General features: G+C 67.6%; 5 protein-coding genes. All 5 read left to right on the top strand.

The annotated features are described in order from the left end of the window. Nucleotides 1-104 precede the first annotated feature (104 nt). The 5 genes from OG219_RS04685 to OG219_RS04665 all read left to right on the top strand — a co-directional run bounded on the left by OG219_RS04685 (nucleotide 105) and on the right by OG219_RS04665 (nucleotide 18,984). Complete coding sequence (locus OG219_RS04685; RefSeq protein ID WP_266823145.1) at nucleotides 105-1,262, top strand: serine/threonine-protein kinase; 1,158 nt, start codon at nucleotides 105-107, stop codon at nucleotides 1,260-1,262. 106 nt (nucleotides 1,263-1,368) lie between these two features. After that, the gene (locus tag OG219_RS04680) at nucleotides 1,369-4,449 is read left to right on the top strand and encodes a DEAD/DEAH box helicase (protein ID WP_266823143.1); all 3,081 of its coding nucleotides are present in this window, start codon (nucleotides 1,369-1,371) and stop codon (nucleotides 4,447-4,449) included. Continuing rightward, complete coding sequence (locus OG219_RS04675) at nucleotides 4,446-9,944, top strand: hypothetical protein (RefSeq protein ID WP_266823141.1); 5,499 nt, start codon at nucleotides 4,446-4,448, stop codon at nucleotides 9,942-9,944. The genes OG219_RS04680 and OG219_RS04675 overlap by 4 nt, the downstream gene beginning before the upstream one ends. Further along, nucleotides 9,941-16,681 carry a DEAD/DEAH box helicase gene (locus OG219_RS04670; protein WP_266823139.1) on the top strand — a complete coding sequence of 2,247 codons (6,741 nt, stop codon included), beginning with the start codon at nucleotides 9,941-9,943 and terminating at the stop codon, nucleotides 16,679-16,681. Before OG219_RS04675 ends, OG219_RS04670 begins: the two co-directional genes overlap by 4 nt. Further along, complete coding sequence (locus OG219_RS04665; RefSeq protein WP_266823137.1) at nucleotides 16,678-18,984, top strand: UvrD-helicase domain-containing protein; 2,307 nt, start codon at nucleotides 16,678-16,680, stop codon at nucleotides 18,982-18,984. Before OG219_RS04670 ends, OG219_RS04665 begins: the two co-directional genes overlap by 4 nt. Nucleotides 18,985-19,010 lie beyond the last annotated feature (26 nt).

The following is a 19,010-nucleotide window of genomic DNA, read 5'->3' as shown; positions in this document are numbered from 1 at the left end:
ACAGAACCCTGCATGCCCCGTACAACGAGCGACTAGGCTTGATCGGCGCCCACGAATCTGGACCGGAGGGCGCAGGGGTGCGTGTAAGGAGTGCTGAGCAGCAGATGACGGGGACGCCCGAGCGGATCGGCCGGTACACCGTGGCCAAGGAGCTGGGCTCGGGCGGCATGGGGGAGGTGTACCTCGCCTACACCCCGGGTGGTCAGCCGGTGGCGGTGAAGCTGATCCGGAGCGACAAGCTGGACCCCGTCACGCGAGCGCGTTTCGAAAAGGAAGCGCTGATAGCGCGCACCGTGATCGGTACCAACAGGGTGGCGCGGTTCCTGGAAGCCGACCCGTTCGCGGACCGCCCCTGGCTGGCCATGGAGTACGTGGCCGGACGCACCTTGCTGGCGTGCGTGGACCAAGACGGCGTTCTCCCTTTGCCGCTGGTTGCCAGTCTCGGCGCGTTGCTCGCCGAGGGGCTGAGCGCCGTGCACGATGCGGAGCTGCTCCACCGGGACCTGAAGCCCCAGAACGTCATCATGGGCACAGAAGGCCCCATAATCATCGACTTCGGACTCGGTGCGTTCATGGATGCCGCGAAGGAGTCCCTGTCCCATAGCGGGATGATCATCGGGACGGTGCGCTGCATGCCGCCGGAGCAGGCGAGCGGGCATCCGAAGGTGACGCCGGCGGCGGACGTGTACGCGCTGGGCACGGTTCTGCTGTACGCGGCGGCTCGCCACTACCCGTATGACGGTGCGGTGTGGGAAGCCGTCGCCATGCAGGTGGCGAATCCTGACATCGGCCCGGATCTGAGCGGTGTGCCCGAAGGGCTCAAGCAACTGATCGCCTCCATGCTCGCCCACGTTCCCGAGGACAGGCCGACGCTGGATGACGTTTCAAAGGCATGCTCGAAGCTGCTGAAGGCCGCTGGAAAGGCGCCGGCCGACGCACGACTCGCGCTGATTGCGCATACGACCGCGGGTGGTACGCCGGATGCGGCCAAGGAGCCGTTGTCCCCATCGTTCGAGAAGCTGCTTGAGGACCAGGCCGAGATCACTGACGACGCGGGTCTCGACTCGCCGCTCGACAGTCCGCGAGGAGCTGCTGAGGCGGAAGAGCCGGAACCGGAGGAGGTGGCGCAGGACGAGCCGCACCCCGACGCCGCCGAGAAGGCCGTGAAGCCAAAGGCCCGGCCCAAGGCCGTAAAACCGCCGGCATCGAAGCGGGTCGCGGATGAACTGAGGGCGGAGTACGCGGCGGACACCGCGCTTTGATGGCCACGCTGTCAGTACCTGGTGGGAAGCTAGGCGCAGGGGCGAATGGGGTCGGCTTGGACGCTGTCCATACGTCTCGTGAATGGTGAGCGGTGCGGGGCGCGCCGTGAGTGAGGAATCGGAGCGGACGTTGAGCGTCGAGGCGGGATCCGTGGGCGGGCAGAGCGATACGGCGAGGGATGCCCGGGAGCCGGACGAAGCCTCGTCACTGAAGCGGCCGACTGACACTGGCGGATACGCGGCGGGCGCACAGGTCCTGATCCGGGACGAGCTGTGGCTGGTGCGCAACTGCAGGGACACCGACCGTGACGGATGGATGGTCGAGGTCACCGGCATCTCGTCGTTCGTCCGCGGGGTCGATGCCACCTTCTACGACCGGCTGGATGTCGTTCAGGAGCTGGACCCGCGCGAGACCGAGCTGGTGGCTGACGATTCTCCGAACCACCGCAGATCCCGTCTGTTCCTTGAGGCGATCATGCGGAAGACGTTCCTGCCGCAGACCGAGCACGGCCTGGCGCTGGCGGACAACTTCCTCATGGACCAGCAGGTCCACCAGTTGCGCCCGGCGGAGCTGGCGCTGTCGATGAAGAACCCGCAGCCGCGGATCCTGATCGCGGATGTGGTGGGTCTCGGTAAGACCCTGGAGATCGGGGTGCTGCTGGCGGAGCTGATCCGGCGGGGGCGCGGCGAGCGGATCCTGGTGGTGACGCCGCAGCACGTGCTGGAGCAGTTCCAGCGCGAGCTGTGGAGCCGGTTCGCGATCCCGCTGGTGCGGCTGGACTCGACCGGCATTCAGCGGGTGCAGCAGGACATCCCCGCAGGGCGGAACCCGTTCGCGTACTTCAAGCGCGCGATCATCTCCGTGGACACCCTGAAGAGTGACGTGTACGCCCACCACCTGGACAACACCGACTGGGACGCCGTCGTCATCGACGAGTCCCACAACCTCGTCAACCGCGGCACGAAGAACAACGCGCTCGCCCGTCTACTGGCACGCAAGACCGACGCGCTGGTGCTGGCCTCGGCCACCCCGCACAACGGCGACGCCACCTCCTTCGCCGAGCTTGTCAGGATGCTGGACGAGGCTGCGATCGCCAATCCGTCCCAGTACGAGGTGAAGGACCTCGCGCACCTCTACATCCGGCGCACCAAGACCGCGGCCGAAGTCCGCGAGTCCCTCAAGGGGACCTGGGCGGACCGCGGCCCGTCCCTGCCTCTCCACGCTCCGGCCACCGAGAAGGAACGCGCAGTCCTCGAGGAACTGGCCACACGCTGGATCCCGGCCGACCTGGCGACTCCGTCGGTGAGCCGGCATCAGCTCGTCCCGTACCGGTTGCTGAAGTCGTTCCTCTCCTCGCACAAGGCGCTGCTGGCGACCATCAAGACCCGCATCGGAAACCTCGACAACCCGCCGCCCGACAAGCCCGACAACGGTTCGAAGACACGGAAGCGGCCGGAGGACCCGGCGGTACGCGAAGCGGCACGGAAGGTCGAGCGGACGGCCCTGACCGACCTGCAGCACCTCGCCGAGCAGATCGAGGACCAGGACTCGGCGAAGCGGGCAGCGCTGCTGGACGAGCTGCGGGAGCTGGGCGTCGGCCCAGGCTCGGACACCCGAGTGGTCGTGTTCTCCGAGAGCATCCCCACCCTGAAGTGGCTGGCGGAGACCGTCCCGGACGCACTCGGCTTCAAGCGCACCACCAGCCCGGACGAGAAGAAGCCCTGGCTGGGATACGGCGGAGCCGTACAGGTCATGCACGGCGAGGCCAGCACGGATCAGGAACAGCAGGACATCGTCGAGAAGTTCGGGCTGCGCGACGACCCGGTGCGCATCCTGTTCACCGGCGACGTCGCTTCCGAGGGCGTCAACCTGCATCAGCAGTGCCATCTGCTGATCCACTACGACCTGCCGTGGTCCCTGATCCGCATCGAGCAGCGCAACGGCCGTATCGACCGGTACGGGCAGGAACACCGGCCTGAGTTCCGCGCGCTGATCCTCGCCAGTGACATCCCGTGGCGCACGGACGAGACGACCGGGCAGCCGCGGACCCTGGATGACCGGCTGGTGGGCGAGAAGCTCCTCAGGCGTGAGGAGGAGGCCCACAAGATCGAAGGTTCGGCTGAGGCCGTGACCGGCCTGTACCGGGCCAAGGAGGAAGAGAGCCGCCTCACCCAGGACCTGATCGCGGGCCGCACCGTTGAGGAGTCCATCAAGCAGTCCCAGCAGGGCGGGGCCGCCTTCCTCACCGGGCTGCTCGGCCAGGTGGGCGCAGTCCATGAACACCCCGAAGTGGCCCGCGCCGTCGTACCGAAGCTCTTCCGGTCCACCGCCGACTACTTCGACGAGGCGCTGCGGCAGGTCTCCCGTCCCAACCCCGAGGACATGCTGTCGCTGCGGCGCGACGACGACGGCACCATCGCCTTCGAGCCACCACGGGACCTGCTGTACCGGCTCAAGGCACTGCCCAAGTCGTACCTGGACGAACAGCAGATCCTGCCGCGCAAGACCGAGCCGGGACGCATGCGCATCACCTTCTCCAAGGACCTCGCCAGCGCACGCCTGAAGGCGGCGAGGGAGACTACTGCGTCCCAGTGGCCGAACGTCTCGTACGTCACCGACGTCCACCCGGTCCTGGACTGGCTCACGGACAAGGTGCTCGTCGAGATCGGGCGTCACAAGGCCCCGGTGCTCGCCGCCACCGTGGACAGCCCGACCTTCCTGGTGCAGGGCATCTACTCCAACGCGTTGGGCAAGCCCACCATCGTCGAGTGGATGGCCGTCTCCGGCCTTCCCGACAGCCCGCACGTCACAGCGCTGACCGCCGACGTACTGGAGAGCTACGGCGTGGGCCCGAACATGCCTGGCCGCGCCACGCCCCGCGACCTGCCGGGCCTCAGCGCGCTCGTGCCCGACGCCATCGATGCCGCACAGCGACAACTCGCCCTCCTTGAAGGCGCGTACCGCGAGCAGATCGAAGAGACCCTTGCTCCCTATCGCAAGAAGGTCACCGACTGGCGGCAGGACGCCCTCTTCGCCAGTGCGCGCCCGAAGGAAGCGGAGCTCGACCGCACGGCCAAGCGACAGCTGAAGCTGGTCAAGTCCCTGGAGACGGCGGGCGAACCGATGCTGCGCCTGCTGGCCGTCCTCGAACCGCACACCGCCACCGAAGGAGGCACCGAACGATGAGCACCGACTTCGACTCCTTCGCCAACCGTGGCGAGTACCTGTCCGCGCACTACTTCGCCGACCAGCTCGGCACCGACCTCAAGAAGGGCCTGTTCACTACCTGGGCGCAGCGCGAGGGCGACGAGAACGACCCGCGCAAGACCCCGCGCGAGCTGCTCCGCACGCTGCGCACTCCCTACCTCGCCGACGAACTGCGCGGCTACTTCGCCAAGACCAGCCAGGCCGACGCCGACGACGAAGCCCGCCTCAACACGCACAACAACCCCGAGTGGACCAAGCGCCTCGCGGAGTGGCACCAGATGGTCCTGCGGACCCTCGGCTACGACACCTCCCCGGCCGAGCTCACCGTGCACCGCGCCGGCCGCGACCACACCCTGCCTGTCGCCTACCACGGCCACGGCATCATCGCCCTGGACTGCGGCTGGACCGCCGCCAACGACGACGCGCTCAACCCTGATCGTGCCGGACGGCTCCTGTCGTCCGTGCGGGTCAGCGCGAGCGAGTCGTACGAGACGGGCGCGGCCCTGGCCTCATGGCTCTTTCAGAGCGAACTCGGCGAAGTCGGCGGCCCGCACCCGCGTTTTGTCCTGCTGCTCTGCGGTGGCGTGATCCTGCTCGCTGACCGGCAGGCCTGGAACGAGGGCCGCTACCTTGCGGTCAACCTCGACGCCGCCCTGGAGCGCAACGACCGCGCTCAGCAGGGCGAACTCGCCACAATCGCCGCCCTGTTCAGCCTGGACATGCTCCGCTCCGGTGAGAACGACACCAGCCGCGCGATCGATGCCCTGCTCAAGTCCTCCGGTGACAACGCGGCCGGCGTCTCCGGCGAACTGCGCTACGGCCTGCAGCGGTCGGTCGAGATCATCGCCAACGAAGTCCTGCACCGGATGGCGGATCCGAAGAACAACGTCACCCCGGCTGACATCGAAAGCCCCAAGATCCCCTTCGCGCGCGAACTCACCCGCGAAGCGCTGCGCTACCTCTACCGCGTCCTGTTCCTGCTGTACGCGGAGGCTCGTCCCGAACTCGGCATCCTTCCCGCCGACGATGGGTCGTACGAGGCCGGCTACTCCATGGCACGCCTGCGCGAACTCGTCGAGCGCGACGAGGAACTTGTCGAGGAGGAGGCAAAGAACGGCTTCCACCTCTTCCAGTCCCTCGACGTCCTGTTCAACAAGGTCAACTTCGGCCACCGCGCGTACGGCACCGAGCCCGACGACTACCAGCCCGGCGACGACGAGGAGACCCGCAAGGCCAAGGAGGCCCGCCGCAGCGAGGGCCGCGGCCTGCGCTTCGAGGCCCTGCGCAGCGAACTCTTCGAGCCGACCGCCATCCGCCTCATCGGCACCGGCGTCCTGGACCCGCGCAGCGACGAGGACAACGATCCCCGCTGGCTCAACCTGTGTCTGCGCAACGAGGCCCTCCACGAGGTGCTTCGGCTGCTCACCATGAAGAAGGGCAAGCGCGGCGAACGCGGCGGCTTCATCTCCTACCGCAACCTCGGCATTAACCAACTCGGTGCTGTCTACGAGGGGTTGATGTCCTACACCGGCATCATCGCCAAGGAGGAACTGTGCGAGGTGGCCCGAGGCGGTGACCCGGAGCAGGGTTCCTGGCTCGTCCCCTCGCACAAGCAGGACCAGTACCCCGACAAGACCCTCGTCCAGTACGGCGAGGACGATGCTCGCAAGGGTCTGCGCGGTGCCAAGAAGTACGAGAAAGGCTCGTTCGTCTACCGGCTCGCCGGCCGCGACCGGGAAACCTCTGCCTCGTACTACACCCCCGAGTCGCTGACCAAGGTCACCGTCGAGCTCACCCTCAAGAACCGCCTCGACCAGGAACGGGGCGAAGACGGGGGCGCCGAGAGGACGCGGGCCTCGGAGCTGCTGAAGTACAAGATCTGCGAGCCGGCGCTCGGCTCGGGTGCGTTCCTCAATGAGGCCATCAACCAGGTCGCCGACGAGTACCTGCGCCGCCGCCAGGACGAACTTGGCATCACCATCCCCTCGGCCGACGCGATCACCGAGAAGCAGAAGGTCAAGGCGTACATCGCCCTGCACAACGCATACGGGGTCGACCTCAACGCGACTGGTGTCGAGCTGGCCGAGGTGTCTCTGTGGCTCAACACCATGCACCCAGGTATGCGCGCTCCGTGGTTCGGCCTGCACCTGCGCCGGGGCAACTCCCTCATCGGCGGGCGCCGCGCGGTGTACGCGGGCGACGACGTGGCGGGCAAGGACAAGGCCTGGCTGAAGGCGAAGGGTGCCCTGGCACCGACACCGCTGCCCTTCCTCAAGGACGGCGAATCGCAGCTGCTGCCCGACGACGCGGTGCACCAGTTCCTGCTGCCGAGCCCGGGCTGGGCCGCGGTCGCGGGCTCGAAGGAAGCCAAGGAACTCGCCCAGGAAGGCGTCGAGCAACTCGCCGCCTGGAAGAAGGGGATCCTCCAGCGCCCCAAGCGCAGCACCGCGCACCTCAATGCGGACGGTAGCCCCAAGCTCAATCCCAAGACCAAGCAGCCGAAGCCGGAAGCACCCTCGCAGTTCACGAAGCTGCGGGACGCTGCACGGAGGGTCGAATTCCTGTGGGCGGCAGTGGTCAAGCGCATGGAACTCTCCGAGAAGGAGATCGCGCGCCGGATCGACCTGTGGCAGGCCGATCCGACGGATCCCGAGTACGCCTTCCTCCAGCACCCCGATCAGGCGGTGCCGAAGGAGAAGGTCCTGGAGGACCTCTTCAATGCGGTCGACACGCCGTACTGGCGGCTGAAGAAGGTCATGGACGCCTGGTGCGCCCTGTGGTTCTGGCCGGTCGACAAGACCGCCTTGCTGGACGGGAGTGACGGTGAGTACGCCGCACGGACTGTGGTCAGTGACGCAGACGGCCTCAGCGAGGTGCTCGACGGGGTGCTGCTGACCGGGGAATTGCCTGAGGCCCAAGATGTTGCCGGGCCGACGCCAGTTTCCGCGCCGGCGCCCGCGCTGCGGTTCGTCGAGGAGTCAGCTCTGTTCGCGCTCGGCCCCGAGCAGACCTCCTTCGAGGACCTCGAACTGTCCGCGGACGACGATGTGGTCGTGGAAGTGAGGCAGGTCGGGTCGAAGGCAGCGAAGAAGGGCCCGGCTAAGCCGAAGGCGCTGGAACGACGGCCGATCGTCCCTCTCAAGGATCTCGACGACTGGCTCGAGTTCTTGGAAGCCATGCTGGGCACGGCCGACGTGCCCGAAGGCACTCTCATCGACAGTTTCAAGAGCCTCGATGAATTGAAGGGCTTCGAAGAGACACTTCCCGGCTTCATGGGAATGGACATCGACAACCCGGAGGACCGGTTCCCGTGGCTCCGGGCCGTGCGCGATATCGCAGGAGAACAGGGCTTTTTGCACTGGGAGTTGGAGTTTGCCCTCGTCTTCGCGCGTGATGGCGGCTTCGACCTGCAGGTGGGAAACCCGCCGTGGGTGAGGCCTCGGTGGAACGAATCGGCCGTACTCGCGGAGCGCGAACCGTGGTTCGAGCTGGAGGACAAGGCGTCCACGGCCGTGAAGGACCGCCGACGCCGGGACCTTCTGGAGTCTCTGGCGGCTCGCCGGTATGTGCTTGGCGAGCTGACAAATACGAGTGCGCAGGTCGCGGTGTTCAGTTCCCCGCAGATGTACCCGCTACTGACGGGGACCCAGCCGGATTTGTACCGAGCGTTCATGTCCCAGGTTTGGGCGCACACCTCTGCGAGCGGGACCGCTGGGATGGTTCACCCGGATACGCACTTCACCGGGGACAAGGAGGGCAGCCTCCGGGAGGCAGCGTACCGGCGGCTTCGTATTCACGGCGACTTTGTCAACTCCGGCCAACGATTCTTCCCACGACCGGTCGGTGACACTGCCCACTTCGGGGTGCACGTCTACGGACGGCCTACGGAGATCGGCTTCGACCATCTCTCATGGTTGGTCTCCGTGGACTCGCTGCGGCACTCTGCTCAGCACGATGGCTCGGGCGAGGTGCCAGGCGTCCGGTACCGCAACGGTGAGTTCGATGAACGCCCGCACCAGGCCCGCGTCGTCCGGGTGGACACTCACCTTCTGTCCGTCTGGCAACGCCTCCTGGACGAGGCCGATCGTCCTGTCGAGCAGGCCCGTCTGCTGTTTCCCGTCAGTACGGCGGAAGCCTCGGCGATCGAGGCTCTGGCGGACTATCCGCTGCGGCTCGGCCCTCTGCTGCCCCAAATCACGCGCGGATATGAGGAGAGCGGTGCCAAACAGGACAATTTGATCGACTATAACCGCCCCGATCCGGTCACAGGTCAGGAGTACCGCCCGGACCGTTGGCGCCACGTCATTCTCAAGGGGACCCAACTAAGCGTCTCCACCCCAGTGTTCAAGCGTCACGATGCCAACAGCAACGATCCATACGGTGCTGATCTTGTCCTCCTCCCGCCGGACTTCGTACCCGACACCGCGTACGTACGGGAACAGGGGAGAGCCCACGCCTACTTGTCCGAGCAGGAACGATGGATCGACCATCGGGCCCTCGCGCGCCTACGGTCCAGCGACAAGGCGATGACCCGTGCGCGGAAAAGGGTTGCTCACGACGATCGCATCCCGGAGGAGCAGGTGACTCCGGCGCAGATCGACGCCGTGCTGGTGCAGCGAGCCCGGCGGAGGTATGTCACGTTTCACCGACTGGCCTGGCGCCGTCAGGTCGCACCCAACACCGAGCGGGCCCTGTACGGGGCTCTCGTGCCGCCCGGGACAGCCCACATCGATGCCGTGCACAGCCTCGCGATGGCCGATTGCCGCCACACCGCATTGGTCGCGGGCTTTTGGGCCTCGCTTCCGCTGGACTACTTCCTCCGGGCAACCGGCCGGGGCGATCTTCGAATCGCTGGCGCCAAGGTCACTCCCGCTCCGACCCCCGACCACCCCCTCGCCCCGGGCCTCCTTTTCCGTACCCTCCGCCTGAACTGCCTCACCCGCGCCTACGCCGACCTCTGGGCTGAGCTCTACGACCCTGCCTGGCCCGGCCAGGAGCGGTGGGCCCGCGAGTGGCCCGGTCTCCAGCGTCTCGACGACGTGACCCCGGACTGGCGCCCAGAAACGCCTCTCCGCAGCGAGCGAGCCCGCCGCTCCGCCCTGGTCGAGATCGACGCCCTGGTTGCCGTCTGGCTTGGTATGGACGCCGACGCGCTGATCGCCGCATACCGGGGCCGTTTCCCCGTACTCCAGAAGTACGAGGCCGTGACATGGTTCGACGCCGACGGCTGGAAGCTCGCCGGCAACGCGCGCACGATCGGACAGCGACAGACCAAGGAGACGTGGAAGCAGTTCGAGGCGTACCGAGCCGCTCCGGACACGGCCCCCGTGCCGGAGGGCTACACGCAGCCCTTCCACAAGGCGGATCGCGAGGCGGAGATGCGCGAGGCGCATGCCGTCTTCCAGAAGCGACTCGATGAAGCGATTGCCCGAGGCGAGTGGGACCCGGTCAAGCAGGAGGTGCCGAAGCCGTGAGGCCAACGCTGGAGGCGCGGGGGCTCAAGGAGAGCCTGCTGCAGTATCTGTCGACGACGTATGCGTTGACGGACGAGGGCGCGCGGGAGGCGCTGCACCGGTTCCTGGGGGACGAGACGGCGGGGATGTTCCGCGGGCCGTACCTGCGGATCCGCACTCCGTTCACGGCGGCCGGCGAAGGGTGGCGCAACCACCTGGAGTGGCAGCGCGAGGGGTTCACGCCGTACGCGCACCAGGCGGTCGCGTTCGAGCGGCTGACGTCGGCGAACGGGCACACGCCGCAGCCGACCCTCGTGACCACGGGGACGGGTTCGGGCAAGACGGAATCGTTCCTCTACCCGGTGCTCGATCACTGCCGCCGGGAGCGGGAGGCGGGGAAGACCGGCGTCAAAGCGGTGTTCCTCTACCCGATGAACGCACTCGCGACCGACCAGGCGCAGCGCATCAACGACCTGCTCACGCAGAACGACGAGGCACTCGGCAAGCTCTGGGCGGGGCTGTACATCGGGGACCGCGCGGCGACGCAGTACGAGAAGGTGCGTACACGGCGTTCGGACATGCAGCTGTCGCCGCCGGACATTCTGATCACCAACTACAAGATGCTGGACCTGTTGCTGCAGCGTGAGGACGACGCCCCGCTGTGGCAGGACGCGGACATCCGGTATGTCGTGGTGGACGAGTTCCACACGTACGACGGTGCGCAGGGCACCGACGTGGCGATGCTGCTACGACGGCTCGCGTCCGCGGTCGGCATGTCCGAGAAGGGACGCCCGCTGGGGCGTATCTGCCCGGTGGCGACCTCGGCGACGCTCGCGTCGGGAACGGACGCCGACGGGGTGACGCGTCTGCTGGAGGTGGCAAGCGACGTCTTCGGTACGGAGTTCACGGCGGAGTCCATCGTTGGGGAGAACCGGCTGTTGGTGGAGGAGTTCATCCCGCTGACGGACGTGAAGATGCAAGGGCTGCCCACTCCAGACGAGCTGCTGGCACTGCCCGATCCCGCTTCCGGCGAGGAGGCGATGCTCGACCTCATCAAAGCAGTGACCACGGTCTCCGATCCGGATCCGTTCCTGCTGGGTGAGAACCTGAAACGGCATCTGTTCACCCGGGCGGTGATGCAGGCGCTGGACGGCGAAGTGAAGACCAGCCCCGAAGTGCTGGACGTCATGTGGCGTGCAGGTGCGGCCGGTTGGGCGGAGGCGGTGGCCCGTCAGCCGGAGAAGGCGGCCGAGGCGCTCGCCCGGTTCGTGGCGCTGATGTCGTACGCGCGTGACCCCAAGTCCCCTCCGGGGGAGCCGCGTCCGTTCGTACACGTCGAGGTGCACCAGTGGGCCCGGTCTGTCTCCCGGCTGCTGCGTGGCGTACTGCCGTGGCCGAAGGCCGAGTTCCGTTGGGACGCGGCCGGCATGGCGGACGCCAGCGCCACGGACGGCGGCCGAACGGCGCCGGTGACGACCGCGACGTCGGGGCAGAGCGCCAACCTGTTCCTGCCAGCCATCTACTGCCGGGACTGTGGGCGGTCGGGCTGGGCGGTGTTCTCGCCGGAGAGCGATGACCACGACGTCCAGTTCGACACCTTCAAGATCCGTCGCGCCTCTCTCGGCCAGGACAAAGCTCGGGTACGGAACCTGATTGCGGCGACCGAACGGGAGGCCCGAGAGGGCTCCGGAACGGCGCCGATGACGGCCGGCGGCAGAGGCACGATCGCGGCATCGCAGGGCTCGGGCGGCTTGCTGATGGTGCTGGACGGCGCGCGCAAGCGACTGCGGCTGCCGGATCCGCTCAACGACTACGACAAGGACACCAAGGAGCCGCGGCTGACCGCCCGCGACTCGGCGTTCGTGCTGGTCAACTTCGGTGGCACGGTGGCGAACACCGCGGCCAGGGAAGACTGGTGTGCGGCGTGCGGCGAGCGCAACGCCATCCGCTACCTGGGCACCGGGTCGGCCGCGATGGCCGCGGCGTCGATCACGCAGCTGTTCACGGGCGGGGAGCTCGACAAGAAGCTGCACGAAGACAAGACGCTGATGTTCAACGACTCGGTGCAGGATGCAGCGCACCGGGCCGGGTTCGTCGCGAACCGTTCGTACACCTTCTCGCTGCGTGCCCTGCTGGCCAAGCACCTAAGGCACGACGAGCCGACGCCACTCAACGACCTGATCGCGGGCGTGGTTGAGGCCACCACGGACAAGGACACGCTGGCTGCGGTGGTGCCGCCGGATCTGCACGGCTACAAGGGAGTTGATCGGCTGCTGTCCGGCGAGGGTCGCGGCGGGAACCTGCCGACGTGGCGTCTGATCGGGCAGCGCCTCGCGTTCGAGGCACTGATGGAGTTCGGCTTCCGATCGCGCAACGGCCGCACCCTGGAACTGACCAGGACCGCTGCTGCGCAGGTTCGTATCGACGATGCGGCGGCCGTCGTAGCCCTCGTCAAACGGATCCACGAGGAGTGCGTGCGCGACGGTGTCCCGCTGATCGCTCAGGACGACGCACGCTATCTGGCGTTCGTACGGATCTTCTTGGAACGGCTGCGCACCCGGGGCGCGGTGGCCCACAAGTGGCTGAGCAAGTACGTCGACGAAGCGGGTACCAGCCGGTACTTCATCTGGGGCAAGCGGGCGCCGGGCATGCGGGCATTCCCTAAGCGCGTCGCGGCCCCGGTGTTCCTGCTCAGCCAGCCCAAGAACGGCAGCGAGTTCGACTTCGCGACCGGGCGGTTGTCCTGGTACGAGCGGTGGGCCGGGCGCTGCCTCGGTCTCCCGCGCGAGATGGCGCCGGAGTTCTGGAGTCGGCTGCTGCCAGAGCTGGCCTCGCTCGGCCTACTGTCGGTCCGTACCCCGGATGACACCTCGGTGCGGGTGTACGGGCTGAAGCCGGGCAACATTGAGGCGCAGCTGCTGGACGACGAGCAGGTGCGTCACGCTTACGTGCGTTGCCCGGTGTGTTTCTGGGAGCAGACGGTCCACCCGTCCCTGCTCGACCAGTGGCACGAGCAGCCGTGCCCCTCCTACCGCTGCCGCAATGGCCGCCTGGTGGCCGGCGACAGGCCCGAGGGCCTGGGCGTGCACCACCGCGACCGCGACTACACCGACGACTACTACCGGCGTCTGTACCGCAAGGCGGGCACCTATCAGGTGGTCACCGCTGAGCACACCGGAATGCTCTCCCGTCCGGAGCGGGAGAACGTGGAGAAGGCATTCAAGCGCCGCGAGGGCTTCAAGGACCCCAACGTCCTGTCGTGCACCCCGACGCTGGAGATGGGCATCGACATCGGTGACCTGTCTGCGGTCGTGCTGGCCGCGTTGCCGCGTCGGCCTGCCAGCTACGCCCAGCAGGTCGGGCGGGCGGGACGACGTACGGGCAATGCGTTCTTGCTGACTATCCCCGACCGGCGGCGCCGCGACCTGTACTTCCTGGAGCGGCCCAAGGACCTGATCGCGGGCACGATCGTGCCACCGGGCTGCCATCTGTCGGCCATCGAGATCCTGCGCCGCCAATACCTGGCGCACTTGCTGGACCTTGCGGCCGCCGGACGGCTGGTGCGTGCGGACGGCATCGTGTTGCGTGCGCTGCCGCACAAGGCGCCTCGTCTGTTCGGGCCTTCGGGCTACCTGGTCGACCTGGTGGAGTTGGCCATCGCCCAGGGCGAGGAGCTGGCGAAGGGGTTTCTGGAGCTGTTCCCCTCCGGTGTCAACGACCAGGCCAAGGCCGATCTGCGCGCGTACGCCACCCACGACCTGCGCTCCAAGGTCGAGGAGGCCGAACGGGAGTGGTTCCGCGGCCAGCGGGCACTGCGGTCTCGGCTGCGTGAGATCGATGATGCCCACGAGGAACTGCACGACTCCGATCCGGACCAGGCGCGGCAGAAGGCCGAACTGGACGCCGAACGACGTGGAGTTGGCCGCCGCCTGATGAACCTGGGCGAGACGTCGGCCCAGAGCGCTCTGTGCGACCTGGGGCTGTTGCCCAACTACGCGCTGATCGATTCCACGACCGTTCTGTCGGCGACGCTGTACGGCGAGGACGGGGTGGACGCCAAGACGGGGCAGATGAAGTACACCTCCACCACCGATTCCTACGAGAGGCCGCGGCGTATCGCGCTGGAGGAGATGGCCCCGGGCAACACCTTCTACGTCAACGGCCACAAGCATCAGATCACCGGTCTGGAGATCGCAACCGGCGGCCGGCAGGAGTGGCGTACCTGGCGGGTATGCCCGGGCTGTGGATATGTGCGTACCGAGGACGCCGCCGAGGACCGGTCACCGTGCCCGCGCTGCAAGACCAGTCATATCGCGGACGACGGCTCCTGCCTGTTCCAGATCGTCGAACCAGCAACCGTGACCTCGCGGGACAAGCGGGAAGACGCCCAGATCCGCGACGACAAGGATGACCGGGACCGCCGCTTCTACACGGTCGTGGACGCGGTCGACATCCCGGTGGAGGCCATTGAGCCGGGCTCGTGGCGGCACGACAGCCAGACGTTCGGCGTCGACTACTGCCGTAAGGCGATGATTCGCCGGATCAACGTCGGACCGGTCCGTTACGACGCTCCGAACCGCGACGACTTCGCCGGCCACCGGGTGCGCCTGAACCCGTTCCACGTGTGCACGGCCTGCGGCGCGGCCACCGCGGACGGCCAGCCGGTCTTCGACCACGACACTGACGCGCTCGACTCCCTCGCCGCTCGCAGCGGAGCACTCAAGCACCACCGTCCATGGTGCCCGCTGCGGCGCGGAAAGAAGGACGGCGTACGTCAAGAACCCGTCCTGCTCGCCCACAAGTTGGAGACAGAAGCCTTGCGGGTCCTCATCCCCGCCGCCACCGCAGACGTCGATTCCAAGGTGCACTCATTCAGGGCCGCACTGCGTCTCGGCGTGGACCTTCACTTCGGCGGCGACCCTCAGCATCTGGCCACCACCGTCGCCTCCATGCCGGACAACGAGAGCGGAGAGCGCCGCTGGTTCCTCGTGCTCTTCGACTCGCTCCCCGGTGGCACCGGCTACCTGGACCGGCTCACCGACCCGATCGCCTTCCGCGACACCCTGGCCAAGGCGTACGAGATGCTCAAGGAGTGCCCGTGCGCCGAGGAGCAGCGCCGGGCCTGCCACCGCTGCCTGCATCGCTACACCCCAGAGCCGTTCCAGGACATCGTCTCGCGCCAGGCCGCGCTGACGATGCTGGAGTCCTTGCTGTTCAAGCAGGACGGCTCGGACGGCTGGGAGTGGAGCGAGGTCGACCACACCGGACTGGTCGGCCTGGACGCCCAGGTCGAATCCGACCTTGAGGCGCGCTTCCTGGCGGCCCTGCGCGACTGGGTGAAGGTCACCGACGACGCCTCCCTCGACGAAGACGGCCATGCGAGCGGGCATCTGCGCTTCACCGACGGTCCTGGGGTCGTGCACTGGCGGCTGACCGCGCAGCAGCAACTCCGAGGCACCGTCACTGACTTCACCTTCACCCGCATCGACGGACCCGCCCAGAGCGTCAAGGTCTACCTCGAAGGCTTCCGCTTCCACGCCAGCCGCGAGCACAACCAGATCGCCACCGACGCGGCGAAGCGCACCCTCCTGCGCGCCGAAGGGGAGACCGTCTTCCAGATCACCTGGGCAGACATCGATCTCTTCGAGAAGCGCCCCACCCGTACACAGCCCGTATGGCCGCCGTACCGGGGCACGGCTCAGGAACAGGCCAAGACCGCCTACGAGCAGTACGGCGGCCAGCGCGCCCACTTCGCCGACGCCGTCTTCGCCAACCCCATCGACACCCTGATCGCCTACCTGCGTGATCCGGATGCCGACCGCTGGGCCCGCCGGGCCCGCGCCCTGGTCACCGGACTGACGGCCCAGCCAGGCACGGCCCCGGTCACCGCGACCGGACGCCGCAGCGAACTCGTGGCAGCCCTGCGCGGCCAACTGGCCACCTTCTCCGCCACCGAGCGCCACGACAAGCCGGTCGTAACGGATGCCGCCGGCATCGGCCCCGTCCACGTCTTCCGCACGCAGGACGAGACCGGGCTGCCGATCGTGTTCGCCCTGGACGCCGCCGACCCCGAGGCCCTGAAATGGACCGCCCTCGCCGTGCTCGACGACTCCGAAGCCGTGCTGGACACGGACGAGCACAAGGAGCGCTGGCGGTCCTGGCTGTACTGGACCAACCTCACCCAGTTCCTTTCGCTGGCCGGCGGTGACGGCGTCCAGCTTGCCACCAGCAAATCCGCGGACTTTGAGGTCGAAGTCCTCGCGGTCTGCGGCGGGCTCGGCGAACTCGACTCACTCATCGGCGTCCTCGCACCCGCCGTGTCAGAGGCGCCCGCGGCCGTGGTCAAGCCCGTCGACCCGGACCCCGGGCACGACTCGGCCGCTGAAGCCGCCGTTGCCCAGGCGCTCCGGGACGCCGTCTGGGACGAGGACATCCTGGAGATCCTGCGCGAAGACGCCGACGAGGCACCGGACTTGCTCCGCCTCGCCGAGACACTTGCCGACCGCGGCAAGCAGGCACCCGTCTTCGGCTACGAACTGGGCACCAGCCGCTGGCAGGCCGACTTCGCCTGGCACACCTCCGCCCTCAAGATCGCCGTTGTCTCCGCCCACCAGGGTGACGACGACCCCGAGGCCCAGCGCCGCGACGCCGCGTATGCCGAGGACGGCTGGACCGTGCGTACCGCCGCCGAATGGCTCGCCCACCTCGACGAACTGCTCGACCAGCTCCCCGACACGGAAGAAGGCACGCTCCGATGACCGCCCGGCTCAGCCTGTACCGCAAAGCCGAACAGGAGCTGTACAAGCTCGACCGCTCGGTCAAGGCCCAGTTCTACGACTTCTGCCACAACTTCCGGAACAACCCCGATCTCCCGGGTCTCAGGAAGAAGAAGCTCAAGGGCGACTCCCGTATCTGGTCGGCTCGCGTCAACCAGGACTATCGGGCCCTGCTCACCCCCACCGGTGTCGACGCCGACGGCGCCGAGAGCTGGCTGGTCATCGCCGTCCGGCACCGCAAGGACGTCTACGAAGAGCTTCAGGTCGCTGTCAACCGCGTCACCGGCGAGATCGAGTTCGTCGACCTCGCCGTCGTCGGCGACAGCGCTCTCCGCAGGGTCGGCATCACCCTCACTCCGGCCGAGCCGGAGGAGCAGGCCCCCAAGCCCGAGACTGTCCCTGAGCCCGAGCCTGCGGCGCCGGCGCTGCTCTCCGCGTACGACGCAGGGCAACTGCGGGGTCTCGGCGTCGCCGAGCAGCTGATCGACCTGGCGCTTACGGTGACCACCAGCGCTGAGCTCGACCAACTCGTCGAGAGCGCCCCGCTGTTGTCGAAGGACATCCTGTACGGCCTCGCCGCCGGGATGGACATCGACGAAGTCCGCAATGAGATCACCGCACCGGTCAAACTCGACCAGCAGCCCGACCCCGACGACTTCGCTACAGCGTTCTCCCGCACCAAGGTCACCACAGTCGACGACGCAGTACGCGCAGTCATCGAGGAAGGCGACTTCCGCGCCTGGAAGGTCTTCCTGCACCCCACGCAAGAGCGCATCGTCCACCGCCACTACAAGGGCCCCGCCCGCGTCTCCGGCGGCCCCGGCACCGGCAAGACGATCGTCGCCCTGCACCGGGTCAAGCATCTCGCTGAGCAGCTGCCCCCCGGGCACAACAAGCCGATCCTGCTGACCACCTTCACCAAGAACCTCACCACTGACCTGCGCCTGCGGCTCGCCTCCCTCGTCGAACCGGAGTTGCTGGCCCGCGTCGACATCGCCCACATCGACCAGCTCGCCGCTCGCGTCCTAGGTGAAAACACCGCCCCCGGACGTGGCAAGCAGCGCGTCTACGACCACGTGGCCCTGAACGAGATGCGCCAACTGCTGGCCGAACTCGATGACCGACGCTGGGAGCCGGAATTCCTCCTTGAGGAGTGGGAGCAGGTCATCCTCGGCCAGTCGGTCCCCACGCGCTCCGACTACTTCAAGGCTCGACGCGCCGGTCGGGGCCGCGCGCTGACCCGCCCCGAGCGCAACCACATCTGGAAGCTCATCGAGCAGTTCACCGCCCGGCTCGACAAGCTCGGCGTCGAAACGTGGGGCCAGGCCGCCGAACGCGCCGCCCGCTTCGAGATCGAGCGCGCCGCGAAGATCAGGGCCCGCCGCGAGTACAAGGAAGAGATCGGTGGCAAGGACCTCATCCACCGCGATGACAGCTCCGGCATGCGCTACATCGGATACCGCTACCGGCACATTGTCGTCGACGAGGCCCAGGACCTGCGCCCCGCGCACTGGAAGATGCTGCGGGCCATGGCCGACCCTGACCAGCCCAACGACATGTTCGTCGCGGGCGACACCCACCAGCGCATCTACGACCACCAGGTCGCTCTCGGCGCCCTCGGCGTCAACATCCGAGGCCGTGCCTCACGGCTGACCCTGAGCTACCGCACGACGAAGGAGATCCTCGCCGAGGCCCTCCGCGTCGTTGACCCCAAGAGCAAGAACGAGAAGGTCACGTACGACGACCTCGACGACGGCACCGACACGCTCGCCGGATACCGTTCCGTCCTCCACGGTCCCAAGCCCGACTTCAATCGGTACGACACCTGGGACGACGAACTCGCCGGACTCGCCACGACCTTGAGCACGTGGCGCGAGGAACTCTCCACCGACGAAAAGGGCGCCTCCCTCGACCCCAGCGGCCGCATCGCCGTGTGCGTGGCCGACCGCGACATGGTCAGCCAGACCATGTATTACCTGGCTACCAAGGCGGGCATCACCTGCGCCGAACTAACGAAGGACGGCCCCAAGGGCGACGGCGAAGTTCACGTCGGCACCATGCACCGCTTCAAGGGACTCGAGTACCAGCGCCTCGCCATCGTCGGCGCCAGCGACGGCATCATCCCGCGCACCAGCGTCATCGAGCGCTACCGCACCGAAGACCCGCCTCGCTACGAACGCGAGCAGCGCAAGGCTCGCTCCCTGCTGTTCGTCGCCACGACCCGGGCCCGCGACGCCCTGAACATCAGCTGGCACGGCAAGCCCAGTCCGTACCTGCCAATCTGACGCGCCGTACGGCACTCCCGGGCCGG

Source organism: Streptomyces sp. NBC_00038 (assembly GCF_026343635.1).
Taxonomy (GTDB): domain Bacteria; phylum Actinomycetota; class Actinomycetes; order Streptomycetales; family Streptomycetaceae; genus Streptomyces.
This window is presented reverse-complemented; position numbering and strand designations above follow the sequence as displayed.

What these genes read in the sequence shown, in the direction of transcription:
- OG219_RS04685 (WP_266823145.1), top strand. Translation starts at nt 105, where the DNA reads ATGACGGGGACGCCCGAGCGGATCGGCCGGTACACCGTGGCCAAGGAG.
- OG219_RS04675 (WP_266823141.1), top strand. Translation starts at nt 4,446, where the DNA reads ATGAGCACCGACTTCGACTCCTTCGCCAACCGTGGCGAGTACCTGTCC.
- OG219_RS04665 (WP_266823137.1), top strand. Translation starts at nt 16,678, where the DNA reads ATGACCGCCCGGCTCAGCCTGTACCGCAAAGCCGAACAGGAGCTGTAC.